At 70.0% G+C, this 18703-nt stretch carries 17 protein-coding genes; 8 read left to right on the forward strand and 9 right to left on the reverse strand.

Annotated features, from left to right (window positions below; all coding sequences use genetic code 11):
* The first annotated feature begins 175 nt into the window (after positions 1 to 175).
* The 3 genes from LNW71_RS30385 to LNW71_RS30395 all read left to right on the forward strand — a co-directional run bounded on the left by LNW71_RS30385 (position 176) and on the right by LNW71_RS30395 (position 2900).
* Positions 176 to 931, forward strand: coding sequence for an alpha/beta hydrolase (locus LNW71_RS30385; RefSeq protein WP_250971115.1), 756 nt, complete (start codon positions 176 to 178; stop codon positions 929 to 931).
* Positions 932 to 1426: 495 nt separating this feature from the next.
* Positions 1427 to 2536: an aromatic acid exporter family protein gene (locus tag LNW71_RS30390; RefSeq protein ID WP_250971116.1), complete on the forward strand. Its 1110-nt coding sequence runs from the start codon at positions 1427 to 1429 to the stop codon at positions 2534 to 2536.
* Between the two features lie 178 nt (positions 2537 to 2714).
* A complete protein-coding gene (locus LNW71_RS30395) occupies positions 2715 to 2900 on the forward strand; it encodes a hypothetical protein (RefSeq protein WP_250971117.1) in 186 nt (61 codons plus the stop codon).
* A 135-nt stretch (positions 2901 to 3035) separates the two neighbouring features.
* Here the strand turns inward: LNW71_RS30395 and LNW71_RS30400 are convergent, their stop codons facing one another.
* The gene (locus tag LNW71_RS30400; RefSeq protein WP_374119469.1) at positions 3036 to 3698 is read right to left on the reverse strand and encodes a DNA polymerase ligase N-terminal domain-containing protein; all 663 of its coding nucleotides are present in this window, start codon (positions 3696 to 3698) and stop codon (positions 3036 to 3038) included.
* On the opposite strand from LNW71_RS30400, the gene LNW71_RS30405 reads away from it, so the two are divergent.
* The gene (locus LNW71_RS30405) at positions 3643 to 4035 is read left to right on the forward strand and encodes a hypothetical protein (protein ID WP_308294529.1); all 393 of its coding nucleotides are present in this window, start codon (positions 3643 to 3645) and stop codon (positions 4033 to 4035) included. The genes LNW71_RS30400 and LNW71_RS30405 overlap by 56 nt on opposite strands.
* A 95-nt stretch (positions 4036 to 4130) precedes the next feature.
* Complete coding sequence (locus LNW71_RS30410) at positions 4131 to 4685, forward strand: isochorismatase family cysteine hydrolase (protein WP_250971118.1); 555 nt, start codon at positions 4131 to 4133, stop codon at positions 4683 to 4685.
* A 23-nt stretch (positions 4686 to 4708) separates the two neighbouring features.
* On the opposite strand, the gene LNW71_RS30415 is transcribed toward LNW71_RS30410, so the two are convergent.
* Positions 4709 to 4864 carry a hypothetical protein gene (locus tag LNW71_RS30415; RefSeq protein ID WP_250971119.1) on the reverse strand — a complete coding sequence of 52 codons (156 nt, stop codon included), beginning with the start codon at positions 4862 to 4864 and terminating at the stop codon, positions 4709 to 4711.
* 136 nt (positions 4865 to 5000) lie between these two features.
* Between LNW71_RS30415 and LNW71_RS30420 the strand changes: the two genes are divergently transcribed.
* Positions 5001 to 5612 (forward strand): endonuclease, encoded by a 612-nt coding sequence (locus tag LNW71_RS30420; protein ID WP_250971120.1) that lies wholly within the window; start codon positions 5001 to 5003, stop codon positions 5610 to 5612.
* A 100-nt stretch (positions 5613 to 5712) separates the two neighbouring features.
* Here the strand turns inward: LNW71_RS30420 and LNW71_RS30425 are convergent, their stop codons facing one another.
* On the reverse strand, positions 5713 to 6804 hold the full coding sequence (locus LNW71_RS30425) for a glutamate--cysteine ligase (protein WP_250971121.1): 1092 nt from the start codon (positions 6802 to 6804) through the stop codon (positions 5713 to 5715).
* 287 nt (positions 6805 to 7091) lie between these two features.
* Between LNW71_RS30425 and LNW71_RS30430 the strand changes: the two genes are divergently transcribed.
* Entirely contained in the window at positions 7092 to 9053 is a 1962-nt protein-coding gene (locus LNW71_RS30430; protein ID WP_250971122.1) for an acyl-CoA dehydrogenase family protein, read from the forward strand.
* Positions 9054 to 9351: 298 nt separating this feature from the next.
* Here the strand turns inward: LNW71_RS30430 and LNW71_RS30435 are convergent, their stop codons facing one another.
* Positions 9352 to 10644 (reverse strand): SGNH/GDSL hydrolase family protein, encoded by a 1293-nt coding sequence (locus LNW71_RS30435; RefSeq protein ID WP_250971123.1) that lies wholly within the window; start codon positions 10642 to 10644, stop codon positions 9352 to 9354.
* Between the two features lie 443 nt (positions 10645 to 11087).
* On the opposite strand from LNW71_RS30435, the gene asnB reads away from it, so the two are divergent.
* On the forward strand, positions 11088 to 12929 hold the full coding sequence (asnB, locus tag LNW71_RS30440; protein WP_250971124.1) for an asparagine synthase (glutamine-hydrolyzing): 1842 nt from the start codon (positions 11088 to 11090) through the stop codon (positions 12927 to 12929).
* 129 nt (positions 12930 to 13058) lie between these two features.
* Here asnB and LNW71_RS30445 read toward each other — a convergent pair whose 3' ends face one another.
* The 5 genes from LNW71_RS30445 to hisD form a co-directional block, all read right to left on the reverse strand.
* Positions 13059 to 14057, reverse strand: coding sequence for an ester cyclase (locus LNW71_RS30445; RefSeq protein WP_250971125.1), 999 nt, complete (start codon positions 14055 to 14057; stop codon positions 13059 to 13061).
* Between the two features lie 119 nt (positions 14058 to 14176).
* Positions 14177 to 15373, reverse strand: a complete 1197-nt coding sequence (locus LNW71_RS30450; RefSeq protein ID WP_250971126.1) for an MFS transporter — start codon at positions 15371 to 15373, stop codon at positions 14177 to 14179.
* Between the two features lie 449 nt (positions 15374 to 15822).
* On the reverse strand, positions 15823 to 16608 hold the full coding sequence (locus LNW71_RS30455) for an aldolase/citrate lyase family protein (RefSeq protein WP_250971127.1): 786 nt from the start codon (positions 16606 to 16608) through the stop codon (positions 15823 to 15825).
* Entirely contained in the window at positions 16605 to 17378 is a 774-nt protein-coding gene (locus LNW71_RS30460; protein ID WP_250971128.1) for an SDR family oxidoreductase, read from the reverse strand. The genes LNW71_RS30455 and LNW71_RS30460 overlap by 4 nt, the downstream gene beginning before the upstream one ends.
* Positions 17375 to 18685, reverse strand: coding sequence for a histidinol dehydrogenase (gene hisD, locus LNW71_RS30465; protein WP_250971129.1), 1311 nt, complete (start codon positions 18683 to 18685; stop codon positions 17375 to 17377). Before hisD ends, LNW71_RS30460 begins: the two co-directional genes overlap by 4 nt.
* Positions 18686 to 18703 lie beyond the last annotated feature (18 nt).

Raw genomic sequence — 18703 nt, forward strand, 5'->3', positions numbered from 1 at the left:
GTGGGAGGGTTCGCGGGCGGCTGGTAGCTTGCAGTCGACCGCGAAGACGTGCGAGGAGGTGAGACCCATGAACGCTGTTTCCCAGTGGGTGCTCCCCTTTCGTGTCACGGTCGGGCGATTGACGTAGATGTCGCCGGGAGCCCGCCTACCAAGGCACTTCCGAAAGGCATCACTTATGTACTCTCTGCAGTTCACCGCCGAGTCGTCATCGAACGGCATGCTCCAACGCGAGTTCACCATGGGCGACGTCCCCGGCGTCCTCTGGTCGCCGACAGCCGGCGTGGCCGGTCGCGCGCCTCTGGTGCTGATGGCCCATGGCGGCGGCAACCACAAGAAGCACCCGGCGATGGCGGGCCGCGCGCAGCGCGTCGTGACGGGCTGTGGCTTCCACGTCGCCGTCATCGACGCGCCCGGCCACGGTGACCGCCCCCGCTCGGCGCACGACGAGGAAGAGATCGCCGAGTTGTACCGGGCGAGGGCGGCGGGCGAACCGGAAGGCCCGGTCGTCGTGCGCTACAACGACCACTTGGCGCAGCTCGCCGTACCCGAGTACCGGGCGACCCTGGACGCCCTCCAGGAACTCCCGGAGATCGGCGCCGACGGACCGGTCGGCTTCTGGGGCATCAACATGGGCACCGCGATCGGCGTACCGCTGGTGGCGATCGAGCCCAGAATCACCGCTGCGGTCTTCGGCCAGCACTGGCCCGATGTCCTGGCCGAGAAGGCGAAGCGGATCAGCATTCCCGTCGAGTTCGCCATGCAGTGGGACGACGAGCACATCTCGCGCGAGGAGAGTCTTGCCCTGTTCGACGCCTTCGCCTCGAAGGAGAAGTCGCTGCACGTGAACTCGGGCAGGCACAAGGAGTTGCCCCGGTTCGAGGCCGACAGCGCGGTCCGGTTCTTCGCCCGGCACCTAAGGGCTGTCCCGTAATCCCTGGCGGGCGCACGACGACAGCTACTTCCCCAAGCTCTCGGCTGCGCTCGAGCAGGGGAGGCCCCACTCTCGCCGCGTTGTCGGAACGCCCGAATACATCCAGTATGCGGACGCCCCTCCGCCTTGCGATGCGCCGCATCTGACGCCGCGCGCTGATCCACCAGGGATTACGGGACAGCCCTTAGGCGGAGCCGCCACCGTACCGGCCTGACCTGACCTGACCTGTGCGGTTGCGGCGCCCGGCTCGCCGGCCGGGTGCCGCAACCCATGGGCGCCGGTCGACCCTGCGCGGCGGGACAGACCTTAGGCTTCTCGCGGACCCGGCAGGACTCGGACGGTGGTCTCTGCACGCTCAGCCACCTCCGCGCGAGTATCAAGATCACTACAGGACATTCGAAGTGTCAGACGGGTCTTGCAGCTGGAGAGAAAGCGGTCGTGGTGCGGGAACAGTGGCGTGCGGCAGTGCGGTGGCTGGGGTGGGAAGGCGCGGCTGTGGCGCGCACGGCCGGTTCCGCGGTCAGGTATTCGGGGCCCGAGCGCGACGCGATGGTGCAGTCGCTCAAGGCGGCAGTGGCGGCGATAGCGGCTTGGGCCCTGACCGGGTGGTGGCTGGATGCGCCGCTGGCCCTGATGGCGCCGTGGACGGCCATCCTGCTCGTCATGGGCACCGTCTACCGCTCCGTGTACTCCGGGGCGCAGCAGTTCGTCGTCATCGTGGTGGGGACGCTGTGGGCGTCGGCGGCCATGGCCGTCACCGACGATTCCACCCTGGGCGCCATGGCGCTGACGCTGCCGTTCATGGTGCTGCTCGGCAACTACCGTCGGCTTGGAAGTCAGGGCATCTACGGAGCGACCACCGCGCTCTTCGTCATCACCTACGGCGCGTCGACCCTGGCCGACGTCGGTCACCGGTTGCTGGAAACACTGATCGGCGCGGTGGTGGGCGTTGCCGTCAACGCGTTCATCCTTCCGCCGGTCCACCTGCGAAGCGTTCGGGACAACCTTCACGCGTTGGCACGCGAGAGCGGGGATCTGCTGACCACCGTCGCTCAGGGCTTGCGCGAGGAGGGCGGGCTTGCGGGTGCCGGAGGCTGGCATGACCGCGCGTGCCGCCTCGGTCAGACCGTGCAGGCCCTGGCGGACGCCCGGCAGTGGAGGGCCGAGAGCTATCGCTTCAACCCCGGCTGGCGCATGCGCCGAAGAGGCCTTCCGCCACCCCCCGTTCGCATCGACGCGCTCTGGGAGCGCGTAGGGGCTCACCTCGTCGCCCTCACCCGGACGCTCCGGAACGCTGCCGGTGAGGACGCCCCGCTCACCTCGCCCTCACAGGCGTACCTCGCACGATGGGCCGACGTCGCGGAGAGCGCCGGGACCGTGTGCTGCGCGGAAGCCGAACTCATCGAAGGCGTCGGGACATCGCAGGCGCTGCGGGACCAACGCGATGCCGCGCTGGAAACCGCGTGGGTGGCGTACGAGGACCTCACCAGGGACCTGCCGCGGGAAGAGGCGGCGGCGATCGCGGTCGCCGGCGAACTCATCGTCGAGACACAACAGCTTCTGCGTGAGCTGGCGGCGGGCATCGACTCACCGCCCGCAGCATGACGGGTAGCTCCTGCCGAGAAGCCGGCACGGGAAACCGGTGCTGGAAGTCGGCGCAATCGGCGGTGCGGGCGGGCAGGCGTCCCGTGCGGCGGAAGCACTTGGAGAATCAAAGGGAATCGAACGGGTATGCGTTCCAGGTCCCTGTCCACCACGTTCGAGACGGTGCAAGACTATGAAGATGACCGGAAATGAGAAGAAGAACCGCTTCTGTCTGGCATGCGGGACGCCCGCCGGTGATGCAGCCATATGTGAGCATTGCGGCGTCGCGCTGGACCTGCCTGACGACGCGGGGCTCGTGGAGGACGAAGGCGCAGCCGCGCGGCACGTCTTCGAAGAGGGCGAGGAGCAGCGGCGGCAGGCCTGAACGGAGCTGGAGTCCCGTGCCCCGGTCGACGGGAAGCGGCCTGCGCGGCCGGCGCGCGGGCAACTGCGAGAAGGCACCGGCCCAAGGCGGTCCAGGCCGGTCAGGGCTGGTACGAACGAGCGAACCGCCGCACGATCATTGCTCGCCGGCGTTCGGGTCCCACGTCGGGGAATCCGGAACCTCGGCGACCTGGCGCAGCGTGCGGCCGGTGCGTGCCGAGCGAGCGCGCCGCGGGTCGGGACTGCCGCCGCCACTCTTGCCCCGCCCGGAGCCGGTCCGTACGAGGAGCCAGGTCGGCTTCCTGGCAGAACTGCCGCTCTTCTCCTCACGGCCGTGGAACCGGGTGAGTGCGAACCGGCCGCGCAGCTTCTCGCCGTGCAGATCGAACGTCGCATGGCCGTTTTCCAGGGCCTCGTCGAACGGGACGGGCCGGTTGCGCTTGTCGTGGCTGGTCGGACGGTAGGTGCCGTGGTCCCAGACGATCACGGTCCCGCCGCCGTACTCACCCTCGGGAATCACTCCCTCGAAGTGCCGGTATTCAAGGGGATGGTCCTCGGTGGGGATGGCGAGCCGCTTGTCGCGCGGGTCTGTGGAGGGACCCTTGGGGACGGACCAGGACTTGAGTACGCCGTCGACCTCCAGGCGGAAGTCGAAGTGCATCGTGCTCGCGTCGTGAATCTGCACGACGAAGCTGGGTTCGCCGGCCGGCCTGATGACGACGGGCTCGCGTGGCCTGCACGTCGTGGTTCCGCTGAGCCGGCGCGCAGACGCGCAGGACGTTCTGACGTTCGCCCGCACTGCCGCGGAGACGCTGGCGGCGAGGTACCCGAAGGACCTGACCACCGAGCCCCGCAAGGACGCGCGCAAGGGGCGGCTGTACCTGGACGTCGCGCGCAACGGCTACGCCCAGACGGTGGTGGCCCCCTTCGCCGTCCGTGCCAGGCCGGGCGCACCGGTTGCTGCGCCGCTGGACTGGGACGAACTGGACGCTCCCGGCCTGACTGCCCGCCGATGGACCCTGCGGGACCTCGGCGACCGCCTCGACAGGGGCCCGTGGGCGGGGCTCAACCGCCATGGGCGCGGCCTGACCGCAGCGGCCAGGCGCCTCAGGGGCTTGCGGGGGAGCGCGGGGTGATGGGCCGCCTGACCGTGCACGGGGCGATGGCCGCTTGATCGTTTCGGCTCGGGCGTTGCCTGGCCGACCGGCGCGGCGGGGGCGACGATGGAGATATGGGCAGGACGGCACTCATCGTCATCGACATGATCAACACGTATCAGTACCCTGACGCGGATCTGGTCATCCCCGCAGTCCGCAAGGCCCTGCCTGCGATGTCGCGGCTGCTGGAACGGGCCAGGGCTGCCGGCGTCCCGGTGATCTACGCCAACGACAACTTCGGCGAGTGGCGTTCGCACCACGGTGAGATCGTGGAAAAGGCGCTCTCGGGTCAGTACGCCGATCTTGTCGAACCTGTCCGGCCGGACGGGGATTCGCTCTTCGTGGTCAAGGCGCGACATTCGATATTCTTCGAGACGCCTCTGGCGTATCTCCTGTCCCAAATGGGTGTGCAAGAGGTCGTCCTGGCCGGCCAGGTCACCGAGCAGTGCGTGCTCTACTCGGCGCTCGACGCCCACATCAGACATCTGGACGTGGTCGTTGCCGAGGATGCCCTCGCGGCCATCCACGACGACTTGGCGCAGGCGGCGCTGCGGATGATGCAGCGCAACATGGGCGCGAAACTCATGGCCGTGGAACGGATCGAGTTCCGGGGGGAGGCGGAGGCGTGAACCTTCAGCCCGGCCCCGTTCCGTCAGTCCTCGCTGCGAACGATGTTGTCCTCGCCGGCGCCGGACTCGGGGGTTTCGAGCTTCGTTTCGGGATCCACGGCCGCGGGGCGGCATGTTCTCACCCGCTCGTGGACGGGGACGGGGTGGCTTATCGGATCGGTGTAGGTCCGCGTTTCCATGGCTTTCTCCTTCTCGAATGCCTCGCGGTGGTTCGTCTTATTCTGACCGGGTACCCCATCGGGATGCAGGCATGCGTGGCGGGAGCGCCGGCGATATTCGACGTACTGAATCGAGCGATCCGGAGGACGCCCTGATATGTCCCGCGACTTGACGGTCAAGGAATTGCTGGAGGAGCACGGCCGGACATATGCGGAGGAGGCCGGTATCCGGCTGAAGAACACGCCCGCGCCGTTGTATCAATTGCTGACCCTGTGCCTTCTGTTCTCCGCTCCGATCAAAGCCGATATCGCCGTAGCCGCAGCCCGGGAGCTGTTCGCTGCCGGTATGCGCACGCCGCAGGCCATGGCGGAATCCGCCTGGCAGACTCGGGTGGATGCGCTCGGCCGCGCACACTACCGTCGTTACGACGAGAGCATGGCCACCGCGCTGGGGGCCGGGGCGCAGCGCCTTGCCGACAGGTACCGCGGCGACCTGCGACGGCTGCGCGAAGAGGCCGGGGGAGACCCGGAGCGCATCCGGGAACTCCTTCAGCAGTTCCCCAGGATCGGTGCGGTGGGAGCGGACATCTTCAGCCGCGAGGCACAGGGCATGTGGCCCGAACTTCGTCCGGCGTTCGATGCGCGGGCACGCGACGCCGCCGTGGAGCTCGGACTCCCGAAGACCCCCGCGGGGCTGGCCCGTCTCGTGGCGGACGATGACCTTCCGAGGCTGGCGGCCGCATTGGTCCGCAGCGGTCTGGGGAACTGAAACGCCGAAAGCTCGGTGCGGGGAGCCCCCCGACCCGTCGATGCCGCCATGGCGCGAAGACGCACCTGGAGCGGCCGCTGCACCCCGTGAGCCGTGTGTCTCAGCCCTGGGTCCTGGAGACGCAGTCGGCCACGACGGCACCCAGGCTTCCGGCGCGTGTGAGCGCCTCGCGTTGGGTCCGCGCGCCGGTTCCGCGTTGCAGGACGTTCTTGAGGGCCTTCTCGGCCGAGCCGAAGTCGTCGGTGTCCTCCAGGGCGGCCCGGACGTGTGCGAGCAGGGCGCCGATCACATCCGCCGCGGGCTCGGGGCGCATGGTGCGGGGATTGAGCAGCCGGCCCTCCAGCCCTGACCGCGCGGCCTGCCAGGCGGCCATGCGCAGAACCCCCAACCCGCTCGGATCCGGTGGGCCGCCGGCCCGCCATTCGCGGGCCGCCGTCTCGACGAGGCCGCGTACCAGCGTGGCAAGCAGCACGGTGTCGGCCGGGTCCAGACAGACATCCGCCACTCTGACCTCGACCGTCGGGTACCGGTGGGAGAGCCGGGCGTCGAAGTAGATCATTCCCTTGTCCCGCAGGACCTCCGTGTCGACGAGCGCCGAAACCTGTTGGTGGTACCGGTCCGCGGAGCCGAAGACCTCGACCGGCCCGGCCGAGGGCCACCGGCCCCAGACCCTGCTGCGATAGCTGTGGTAGGCGGTGTCCTGGCCCTGCCAGAAGGGGGAATTGGAGGAGAGTGCCAGGAGCACGGGCAGCCACGGACGCATGCGGTCGATGACCCCGACGCCTTCCTCGTCCGATTCGACCGACACGTGTACGTGGCAGCCACAGGTCAGCTGTTCCTGGACGGTCAGGCCGAACTGTTCGGCCAGCCACTGATGGCGTTCTCCCGCCCCGATCGAGGGGCTGACCGGCAGGGGGGAACTCGCCAGAGCCGCCACGGCTGCCCCGGCCTGCGCGGCGCTCTGTGCCGCCTCGGCCCGCCAGCGCAGGATCTCGTCCGCCAGTTCACCCATCGTGCTGCGCGGTTGGGTGGCGAACTCCATCTGCTGAAGGTGCAGCTCCGACTCGAAGGCGGAGTCCCCTTCCGCGCGGCCCTCCGCGAGTGCCAGCACCGCCGTCGACAGTGCCTGTGGCTCACCACTTTGCCCGTCGACGAGCAACAGCTCCTCCTCGACACCAACGGTCCGCACCATCACGTCTCCCAGCCACTCGCCATCAGGCGCGCTTCCGCCATTTTTTCGCCGTCGCCCTGTCATGCCCTCGATGTGGCGAAGGATGCCGGCGGCGCACACGGGATATCGAACTGCGCCACTCGGACACCCTCTCCGTCCGCGCCCCGGGCGAGGAACCCGACAGACCTGAGGCTCCTGCGGACACCGACTGCCGACGCGACGTCCTGGACCACGTGGTTCAGCCCGTCTGCCGTGTGGAGTGCGCCGGTCGACCGCTTGATCGTCCCCGTCCGGGGTAGCGAAGTGAAATGGCCACTGAGAACACATCTGCTGCTGAGAGCGGTTACGTGCAGCCCGAGATCGACGTCCGGGCGCTGACCGAGGTGCTCGACGGCGAGTACGCCGAGATCCGCGACCTCGTCCGGACCAACCTGGTGGCGTCCGCCTCCGTCCTCGAGGAGGCCGACGAGCTCGGCATCGACGCGTTTCGGGAGCGGGTGCGTGAGCTCGTGGTCGACATGGCCGCGACGGGCCAGACCGGTATGGGTTTCCCGGCCGAGTATGGCGGGGGCGGGGACGTCGGAGCCTCGATCGCCGCGTTCGAGACCCTTGCCTTCGGTGACCTGTCGGTGCTGGTGAAGGTCGGCGTGCAGTTCGGACTCTTCGGCGGCGCGATCCTGCACCTGGGCACCGAGCGCCACCACGACGCCTATCTGCCGGACCTGATCACCGGGCGGCTGATGGGGTGCTTCGCGATGACCGAGACCGGGCACGGCTCCAACGTCCAGGCGCTCGGCACCGTCGCGCGGTACGACGCCGACAGCCAGGAGTTCGTCATCACCACGCACGGCGACCAGGCGCGCAAGGACTACATCGGCAACGCGGCCCGCCATGCCGAGCTGGCGGTCGTCTTCGCCCAGCTGGAGGTGGACGGGAAGGCTGAGGGCGTGCACGCGTTCGTCGTGCCCGTCCGGGTCGGCGGCGAGGTGGCGCCCGGCGTCCGGATCGAGGACGCCGGCCGCAAGATGGGCCTCAACGGCGTGGACAACGGCCGCATCTGGTTCGACGGCGTGCGGGTACCGCGCGAGGCGCTGCTCAACCGCTTCGCCGACGTCACCCCCGAAGGGGTCTACGAGAGCCCGATCGAGAACCCCGACCGGCGCTTCTTCACCATGCTCGGCACTCTGGTGCAGGGCCGGGTCAGCGTCGGCGGAGCCGGGATCAACGCCGCCAAGGTCGCCCTCGCGATCGCCACGAAGTACGCCGTGCGGCGCCGGCAGTTCGAAGCGGCCTCGGACACCGAGGAGCAACTGCTCCTCGACTACGGTCTGCATCAGCGCCGCCTGCTGCCGCTCATCGCGCGTACGTACGCGTTGCACTTCGCGCAGGACGTCGTGCGCACGCACATGCACGAAGTCTTCTCCGGCATCGAGGACGACGCCCAGGCGCGGCGCCGGCTGGAGTCACGGGCCGCCGGCACCAAGGCGCTCGGCACCTGGCACGCCACCCGGGTCGTCCAGGAGTGCCGCGAGGCGTGCGGCGGAGCCGGCTACCTCACCGTCAACCGGTTCGCCGCCCTCAAGGGCGACAGCGACATCTTCACCACGTTCGAGGGCGACAACCACGTCCTGATGCAGCTCGTGGCCAAGGGCCTGCTCACCCATTACGCGAGCGAGTTCGAGGACCTGGACCAGCTCGGCATGGTCCGCTACGTCACCAATCTCGCCGTCGAGACGGTCCTGGAGAAGACGTCGGCCCACAAGCTGCTGGAGCGGGTACGAGACCTGTTGCCCGGCGGCGACGAGTGGGACCAGGAGGCCGGCCTGCTCGACTCGGAGTACCAGCTCGCCATGCTCCGCTACCGCGAGGAGCACATGCTGGCCGGCGTGGCCCGCCGGCTCAAGCGCGGGATCGACCAGAAGCGCAATCCCGGCGTCGTCTTCTCGCAGGTGCAGGACCACGTCATCGCGGTCGCCCACGCACACGTCGAGCGGCTGGTGCTGGAGGCGTTCGTCGACAAGGTGCGTGCGCTGCCCGAGAGCGGCAACAAGGTGGCGCTGGGCCTGCTGTGCGACCTGTTCGCCCTGTCGACGATCGAGGCGGACCGGGCCTGGTTCATGGAGCACGGCCGGCTGACCGTCCAGCGTTCCAAGGCGATCAGCCGCGAGGTGAACGACCTCTGCCGCAAGGTGCGCCCCCTCGCGGTCGACCTCGTCGACGCCTGGGGCATCCCGGCCGAAATGCTGCGCGCGCCGGATCTGGTGGGCTGATCCCGGGACGGGGCTCCACGCAGTCACCACAGGGAGGCCATCGCTGGACACCGTGGGCGGTTCGGTCGGCACGGCTGCCTCGCCGTGGTCCCGCAGAACCGACTGTCCGCCCGCGGCCCGGACACCGCGGGGCGTTCGGCTTCGGCGACACGTGCTGGCGGGTGCTCGCCTTCTGCCTGCTTGGCGCCGTGGGCGACCCGGCTGCCGCGGACCCAGGCCCGCAAGCCATGGGGGCCCGGCTTCACGGAGTGGCCGGCGACTCGTCCCACGGCCACGGCGGCGCGGTGCCTTGGCGGCTTCACCTCCCGAGGACCCCCGCGACCTCGTCCGCCATCACCCGGTACCCCGCGTCGTTGGGGTGCAGGGCGTCCCCGTGGTCGTAGGCGGGGTTCAGGCGGTCCGGGTCGGACGGGGCGGCGAGCGCCTTGTCGAAGTCGGCGTAGGCGTCGAACTCGCCGGCGTGCCGGACCCAGTCGTTGACCTCGTTGCTGACCCGTGCCGCGTGCGGGCCCCAGTGGTCGGAACCCTTGAGCGGCAGCAGCGTCGCCCCGACCGCCTTGAGGCCCTTGTCGTGCGCGGCGTGGATCAGCTTGCGGTAGCCGGCGATGAGTGCGGCGGACGAGACCACGGGGGCGGGTTTGTAGGTGGGAGGGGGGTTGGCGCCCTTGGCCGCTTCGCTGAAGCCGATGTCGTTGAGTCCTTCCAGGATCACGACCGTCGAGACGCCGGGCTGGGCGAGGACGTCGCGCGCGAAGCGGGCGGTGGCACGCTCACCGAACCAGGCCGAGTCGTTGAGCACCAGGTTGCCGCCGATCCCCTCGTTGACCACGGGGCGTCGGGTCCGCTCGGCGAGCGCGTCCGAGTAGCGGCGGTCGGTGCCGGGGGTGGAGCCGAAACCGTCCGTGATGGAGTCCCCGAAGACGACGATGCCGTCCGGCCCGGCGCTCTCACCGGCTGACGTGGCGTCACCTCCCGGAGTAAGTGCGCCGCTGCCGCCCACCTCGATGCCGGAGAGGTAGTACCACGACTGGGTGCTGCTGGTGTACGCGGCGCCCGACGTGTCGGCCTGGTGGTCGCCGTCCGCACGGTAGGTGTCGGCCCAGCCCTGCGCGTGGAAAGTGGCGGGGCCCGTGGTTCCCGCGAGGTAGAGGGTGACCGTGACCGACTCCAGCCTCTTCAGCCCCAGCGCGGCCGCATCGCTGCGCACCTCACCGTGCGCGGGTACGGCAGTGGCGCGCTCGCCGCCGAAGGTGAGGTGACGGACAGAGCCCTGCCCGACCCCCGCGCCCCGCGTGGTGCGGGCGATCGTCGCGCCGGTGATCTTCAGGGGTGAGGTGCCGTACGTGTTCGAGAGCCGGATCCTGGCCAGGTCACCCCCCTTGGTCACCCGGACGACCTGGCGCAGGGACTGGTGGGAGAAGCCCTCCTGGGACCAGTTGGGCGTGAAGCCGGTGCTGGGGAGCTGCGGGGAGGCTCCCCAGGCAGCGGTCCAGGCGACGGGTGCGGCCTCGCCGGGGCCGGACAGGATTCCGACGGCGAGGGACCCGGCGACGAGGGAGGAAGCGATGCGGCGTACGGGAGGGATCTTCATGACCGACCTTTAATGGGTTTGTGGTTCCGTTAAGTTGGGGGAACCGTAGCAGGTCGATGCGAGTTAATGGAACCCTGGGCCCGTTTGTGAGTGGCTTCGCGGGCCGCCGACCAGGGGCTTCGGACGGTTCGCATCATTGAGTAAGTCTTTGCCCGTGGCTGGAAGGTGACGCTCCGGCCTGCCGTTCGTGTCGGTACGGCCGGGCGTGGCGAGGGGCGCCCCGTTGCGAGCCGGCGCGGGCGGCGCGGCGGGCGGCCGAAAGTGTGCGGACGGCGGCCCCCTGCGGTGTTACGGCCATGTTGACCGTATGCAGCGGCAGGACGCACGCTCGTGACGTAACTGGTGAGTACACCTAGTTGGGCCGGGAGTGGTAACGGCCCCGAACCCGCTGCTCAGCGGCGGCTTCCGGGCCCCGGCCGACGACAGCACGCAGGAGGTAGCGCATGTGTGGCATCACCGGCTGGGTCTCCTTCACACGTGACTTGCACGGTGCGTCCGAGACCTTGGACGCCATGACGGAGACGATGTCCTGCCGCGGTCCCGACGACCGTGGCACCTGGATCAACGGTCCGGCCGCGCTCGGGCACCGGCGGCTGGCCATCATCGACCTGCCCGGTGGGCGCCAGCCGATGACGGCGGACACACCCGGCGGTACGGTCGCCCTCGTCTACTCGGGGGAGACGTACAACTTCACCGAGCTGCGCCGCGAACTGACCGGGCGGGGGCACCGGTTCACCACGGAGTCCGACACCGAGGTGGTGCTGCGCGGCTATCTGGAGTGGGGCGAAGCGGTGGCCGAGCGGCTCAACGGCATGTACGCGTTCGCCGTGTGGGACGGCCGGCACGACAAGCTCGTCATGATCCGCGACCGGATGGGCATCAAGCCCTTCTACTACTACGAGACCCCGGACGGCGTCCTGTTCGGCTCCGAGCCCAAAGCGATCCTGGCCAACCCGCTGGCCCGCGCCCGCGTCGGCCTCGACGGACTGCGGGAACTCTTCGCCTTCGTCAAGACGCCCGGCCACGCCGTGTGGGAGGGGATGCGCGAGGTCGAGCCCGGCACAGTCGTCACGGTGGACCGCAACGGACTGCGCCGGCACGTCTACTGGCAGCTGGAGACCCGCCCGCACACGGACGGCAAGGACGAGTCCATCGCCCATGTGCGCGCGCTCCTCGATGACATCGTGCGGCGCCAGATGGTCTCGGACGTGCCGCGCTGCACCCTGCTCTCCGGCGGACTCGACTCCTCCGCGATGACGGCGATCGCCGCGCGTCAGCTCGCCGAGACCGGCGAGACGGTGCGGAGCTTCGCGGTCGACTTCCTGGGGCAGGCCGACAACTTCGTCGCCGACGAGCTGCGCACCACTCCGGACACCCCGTACGTGCACGACGTCGCGCGGGCCTCGGGCACCGACCACCGCGACATCGTGCTGGACTCGCATGCGCTGGCCGACCCGGAGGTCCGCGCCCAGGTGATCCGGGCGCGCGACATCCCGATGGGCTTCGGCGACATGGATGCCTCGCTGTACCTGCTGTTCAGGTCCATCCGCGAGCACTCGACCGTCGCGCTCTCGGGGGAGTCGGCGGACGAAGTCTTCGGCGGCTACCTGCAGTTCTTCGACGAAGAGGCCCGGCGCGCCAGCACCTTCCCCTGGCTGGTGCGCTTCGCCCAGCACTTCGGCGACGACTCCGACGTGCTGAGGCCCGAGCTGACGGCCGCCCTCGACATCCCGTCGTACATCCAGGACAGCTACGACACGGCGGTCGCCGGAATCCAGCGCCTGGAGGGCGAGAGCGATTTCGAGTTCAGGATGCGCAGGATCTGCCATCTGCACCTGACGCGATTCGTGCGCGTCCTGCTCGATCGCAAGGACCGGGCGAGCATGGCGGTCGGCCTCGAAGTGCGCGTACCGTTCTGCGACCACCGTCTCGTCGAGTACGTGTACAACACGCCCTGGTCGCTGAAGTCCTTCGACGGCAGGGAGAAGTCCCTGCTGCGCGAGGCGACCGCGGACGTGCTGCCGAAGTCGGTCTACGACCGGGTCAAGAGCCCCTACCCCTCCACTCAGGACCCCAAGTACGCGCTGGCCCTGCAGGGTCACGCCAAGGACCTGCTCGCGCGGCACTCGCACCCCGTCTTCGACCTCGTCGACCGCGACCGGGTCAAGCGCGTGGCGCAGCACGACGCGCCGCAGATCACCCAGGCCTCCCGGCGCGGTCTGGAACGCACTCTGGATCTGGCGCTGTGGCTCGATCTCTACAAGCCGGAGATCTCGCTGTCCTGATCACCCGGCCGGTCGGCCCGTACGGCGGGGCGGCGAGGGGAGGGCCCGGACCGGGGGCGGGGGCCCGGCAGTCCGGGCCCTCCGGCTCCCTCGGTCCGGTCGCGTCCCGTCCGTCTCCGGACGCGCCGCTCAGTAGATGTTGGCCTCCACCGCCGGGCCGTCGCCCCGGGTGCTGTTGATCTGGGCCCGCAGCGAGATCTCGTCGTAGACACGGAACTCCCGCACGATCCGGCCCTCCTGGATCAGGAACTGGGACACCCCGAGCACGGTCACCGGCTGATCGGTCAGCTGCCCGAAGACCGGCGTGCCCCGGTAGGTGCCGTGCATCGTCCACGTGACGGCCACCCGCAGACCGGCGTACCGCGGGGAGTAGTTGGTCTGCACGTCGCGCACCGCGAACCGGGCGTCGGGGAAAGCCCCGACCATGGACAGGAGATCGCTCTGGTAGCGCTCAGGGCGGATGACGGTCCGGTCGCCGATCGTGTGGAGGAAGAGGTCTCGCACCATGAAGTCGTTGACCCGGTGCAGCCGACGCTGCGACCACACCTCCTCGATGAACTCCAGCACCATCTCGCACTCGGGCCGGAACTCGTCAGGTCGCGGTCCGCTCACACCGGCCAGCAGCACGTCCTTCGGCGGCTCCTCGGTCATCGACCCGCTGTATCCCTGGAACCGCAGCGCCCGGGCGGCCTCGTCCGGGTCCACGCCGCGCTGCAGACAGTCCGCCAGTTCGTCACGGACCACCCACTCCTCGACCATCCGGCCACGGCGGTAGAGGCAGTTGGCGACCGTGCGCTTGCGGATCCGGATGTTCCTGCCGTCGACCAGGTGCTCGTCTGCGGAGAAGACGAGGTGCGAGCTGAGGAAGGCGTCATCCCCGCGCGCCTCCCACACCACGTCCTCGGCCTGGCCGATGTGTCCGGGCGTGCTGCCCATACGCATCGTGCTGCCCTCGATCACGCCGTCGCGGCCCACGACGGTGCCGAGGCTGGTGTGGACGATCGAGTCCGGCTCGTAGTTGTCGACGATGTACGCGATGTCGCGGCCGACCCAGATGCGGTCGGTCACCTCACGGATGAAGTCGTCGGGGTCCTTGTAGGGGAGGTAGGCGGCGGGGTCCAGTGACATGGTGCTTCCTTTTCTCGATCCGAACTGTGTATGCGTATGCACTTGCTGTTCCGTGCGAGGTGATTCGCCGGGAGCCGGTTCTGTGGTGCGTGCGGTGCCGGCCGTACGTCAGGCGCTGCTCACCGGGCGAACTTGTCCTCGCCCAGCTGACTCCGGTACGTCTCCGTCATGAAGACGCTCACGACCACGAGGGCCATCACCGCGGCCGCCGCGAGGTAGACCCACACGGCGTAGATCGTGTCGAAACTGCTGACGAGCAGGGCGGCGACGAACGGCGTGATCCCCATGAAGATGGAGAACGAGCTGTTGTACGCGATGGCGCTGGCGCTGAACCGGGTGCGCGTCGCGAAGAGTTCCGCCGTGCAGACCGTCACGATGCCGGTCAGGAAGAACTCGGGAACGATGTAGATCAGCTGGCTGGCGACGGCCGTGCCGAAGGTGCCGCCCTCGCCGACCCGGAAGGCCAGCGGCACCAGGACGATGCACGCGACGGCGCCGGTGATCAGCATGGGCTTGCGGCCGATCCGGTCCGAGAGCATCCCGGCCAGCGGCAGCATCGGGATGAGCACGGCGATCGAGATCGCGTTGGACGTCAGCGCCATCCAGCGCGGCAGGCCGAGCGTGCCGGTCAGGTACTGGGGATAGAAGGTGACCCAGCTGTACGACAGGATCGCGGCCATGATCGAGACACCGCAGAACGCGAGCATCGGCCGCCACTGCGTGCGCAGCGCCTCCCGGATCGGGGCCTTGACGACCTCGGTACCGCCCTCCGTGGCCCGGACGAACTCGGGCGACTCCTCGATGCGCTGCCGCAGCCAGATCCCGACCGCGCTCAGCGGCAGCGCGAGCAGGAACGGGATGCGCCAGCCCCATGAGTCGAGCGAGGGGCCGTCGAACAGCCAGCTGGTGAGTGCCGCGGTGCCGGCGCCGGCGAGGATGCCGACGAAGCAGCTGTTGGAGGCGTACGAGGCGTAGTAGCCGCGCCGGTTCGGCTCGGCCCACTCCACGATGAAGGCCACCGCCCCGACGTACTCGCCGCCCGACACCATGCCCTGGACGACGCGCAGGAGCAGGAGGAGCAGCGGCGCGAAGACCCCGATCTGCTGGTAGGTCGGCAGGACGCCGATCAGGGCGGTGGCCACGCCCATGAACACGATGGTCCACAGCAGCGTCTTCTTCCGGCCCACCCGGTCCCCCCAGCGGCCGACGAGCGTTCCGCCGAGCGGGCGGAACAGGCATGCGACGGCGATGATCGCGTACGTGCTCAGCACCGCCACCGCCTGGTTGCTCTCCGGGAAGAAGGAGGGGGCCAGCACGGGGCCAGATAACCGTAGAGGCCATAGTCGAACTGTTCGACGAAGTTTCCGATGCTTCCCGCGCCGATGGCTCGGCGTATCGCATTCCGCTTGTCCGTGCTGACCTCTTGTGGGCCGACAGCGGTGGTGGGCGGCGCTACAGCGGACATGGCTTCTCCGTTCGCGCGGTGAGGTGACAATCGCGGTGACGTGGCAATGCATACGTATGAACTTCCGCCGAACACTAAGGAGCGCAGAGGAGACCGTCAAGAGGTGGGCGAGATGCGCCCGGTGCCGGCGAGGGCGCTGCCGCCGGACAAGGCCTGGTGGGACGGGGCAGGGGTGCTCGTGGCGCCGCGGGCCTGAGCGGGCGCCGTAGGACCGGCTCCAGCACGGGGCAGCCCGCAGCGCCCGCTCGCCCCCGTGCCCTGTCCCGCCGCACCCTCCGGGGCCGTCCGGCGAACGGCGAATCAGGGGCGGCCGAGGTCCTGGCCGGGACCACCTGGCGCGGCGAGGGACCGGAAGGTGTCCATCAGGACCTGGGTCATGTTGTAGAGCACCAGTTGGGAGCCCGCTCGCTCCGCCGCCCTTGCCCCGTCGGCGCCCGGGACGATGGTCATCACGGCGCGGCCGGCCCCATGGGTCGCCCGGTGGGCGGTGGCGATCAGACCGTCGACGACGTCCTGCGCGGGGAAGGCGCAGTCCGCCGCCAGGTCGGCCGGGCCCACGAGGACGGCGTCGACGCCCTGGGTGGCGACGATCTCCGCGGCGTCGGCACAGGCGCGCGCCGTCTCGATCATCGCGACCACCAGGGTGTCCAGGGAGGCGGCCACGTGCTCCGCCGCCGGGACCGTGCCGAATCGGCCCGCCCTGCTGTACGTGGCGAAGCCCCGCGTCCCCAGCGGCGGGTAGTGGACCGCGGCCACCGCCCGCTGCGCGTCCTGCGCGCTGTCGATGTGCGGATGGATGATCCCGGCCGCCCCGAGATCCAGACAGCGCAGGGCGAGGGCGGGCTCGGCCGTGCCCACGCGTACGAGCACGTCGATGCCCTGCGCCGCCGCGGCCGTCAGATGGTGCTGGAGGACCGCCATGTCAGCCGGCCCGTGCTCGCAGTCGATGACCACGTAGTCGAGCCCCGCGACGCCCGCCATCTCCACCAGCGTCTCGCAGGGGAGTCGCAGCAGGGCCCCGTAGAGACGTTCGCCGGCCGCGAGCCGCTGCTTGAGGGAGCGGCGTTCCGCTCGTGCCGCCGTCACCGTGCCACCATCCCCGCCGAGAGGTCGATGTCGGCGCCGCACAGCCCCGGCATCCGCAGCATCGCGCTCACCGCCGCGCCCACCTCCTCCTCGGTGACCATCCGCCCCAGGGCCGACCGCGACACGAACGCCTCCTCGGCCTGCGCGCGGCTGCTGCCGGTGCGCTCCGCCTCCAGGCGGAAGTTCCGCTCCATCCGGGGGCCCGATACGGGGCCCGGGGACAGCGAGTTCACCGTGACGCCCAGCGGTCCCACCTCGCCCGCCAGCGTCGCGGTCAGGCCGATGACCGCCATCTTCGACGCGCAGTACGGAGTACGCCGCAGCAGCGGCCGCTTCCCCGACACCGAGGCGATGTTCACGACGTCGCCCGCCCCGCGTCCCGTCATGCCGGGAAGGAAGGCCCGGCACATCAGGAAGACGCCTCGCACGTTCACGTCGAAGACCTCGTCCCAGCCCCGCGCGGATATCTCGGTCAGGGGCGCCACCGGTCCGGCGATCCCGGCGTTGTTGACCAGCACCGATATCTCCTCGCCGGCGAGGCTCTCCGCGAGTGCCTCGACCTCGTCGGGCCGGGACACGTCGCAGACGCGGTGGGTCACAGCCGGCCCCAGGCGCGCGGCCGTCTCCTTCAGGGTCTGCCCACTGCGCCCCGTGATCACCACCCGGGCCCCGTCGGCCAGCAGGGAACGCGTGATGGCGGCGCCGAGCCCGCTGCCGCCCCCGCTGACCAGCGCGGTGCGCCCGGCCAGCGGCGTGCTGCCGCCGCTCATGCGCCGGCCTCGGCGTTCCACGGCAGCGTGCCGTTGCCGTACTTGGCCGCCCGGACGTCGCCGGAGCGGGCATGGCCCTCGAACAGCTCGACGCGAGCGGCCCGTCCGCACACCTCGCCGAGGAGCGCCGAGGACGCGGTGTCGGTGACCTCCTGGTAGGTCACCGTCTTGAGGTACTTCCCGACCCACAGCCCACCGGTGTACCGCGCGGCTCCCCGCGTGGGCAGCACGTGGTTGGTGCCGATGACCTTGTCCCCGTACGAGACGCACGTGCCCTCGCCGAGGAAGAGCGCCCCGTAGTCGCGCATCCGGTCCAGTGCCTGGCGCGGGTTCTCGGTCAGGACCTCGACGTGCTCACTGGCGTAGGAGTCCGCGATCTCGAAGGCCTCGGCCAGCGACCCGGCCACGACGATCTCGCCGTGGTCGCGCCAGGCGGGACCGGCGAAGTCCTTCGTCGGCATGCCGGGCAGCAGCCGCTCGATGTGGCGCTCGACCTCCCGGCCCAGCTCCTCGGACGTGGTGACGAGGACGGCGGGGGAGTCCGGGCCGTGCTCGGCCTGCGAGAGGAGGTCGACCGCCACCACGAACGGGTCCGCCTGCTCGTCCGCGATCACCAGGATCTCGGTCGGCCCGGCGAACAGGTCGATGCCGACCTCGCCGAACAGCTGGCGCTTCGCCTCGGCGACGTAGGCGTTGCCGGGCCCGGCGATCATGGGCACCCGGCCGACCGTCTCGGTGCCGACGGCGAGCGCCGCCACGGCCTGCACCCCGCCCAGCAGGTAGATCTCGTCGGCGCCCGCCAGGTGCATCGCCGCGACCGTGGCGGCGGGGATCTCGCCCCGGATCGGCGGGGTGCAGGCGGCGACCCGCTCCACCCCGGCCACCTTCGCCGTCACGATCGTCATGTGCGCCGACGCGGTCAGCGGGTAACGCCCACCGGGTACGTAGGCCCCGGCTCCGGCCACGGGGACGTGCCGGTGCCCCAGGCGGACCCCGGGCAGGGTCTCGATCTCGATGTCGTGCAGCGAGTCGCGCTGCGCCTGGGCGAACGTGCGGACCTGGCGCTGGACGAAGCGGATGTCGTCCAGGACCGTCTCCGGCACCCCGGCGACGATCTCCCTGATCCCGTCCGGCCTGAGGAGGAAGGACTCGGGGCTCCAGTTGTCGAACTTCTCGGAGTACTGGCGGACCGCTTCGTCCCCCCGTTCGCGGATGTCGTCGAGGATGGTGCGGACGCGCTCGGCGACATCCGCTCGGGCCGCGCGCACCTGGCCGGCGGGCACGGGGGACTTGAGGAAACGAGGCATGACGGCTCTCTTCTCGGG

This window comes from Streptomyces sp. RKAG290 (genome assembly GCF_023701695.1).
In the GTDB taxonomy this organism is placed as follows: Bacteria; Actinomycetota; Actinomycetes; order Streptomycetales; family Streptomycetaceae; genus Streptomyces.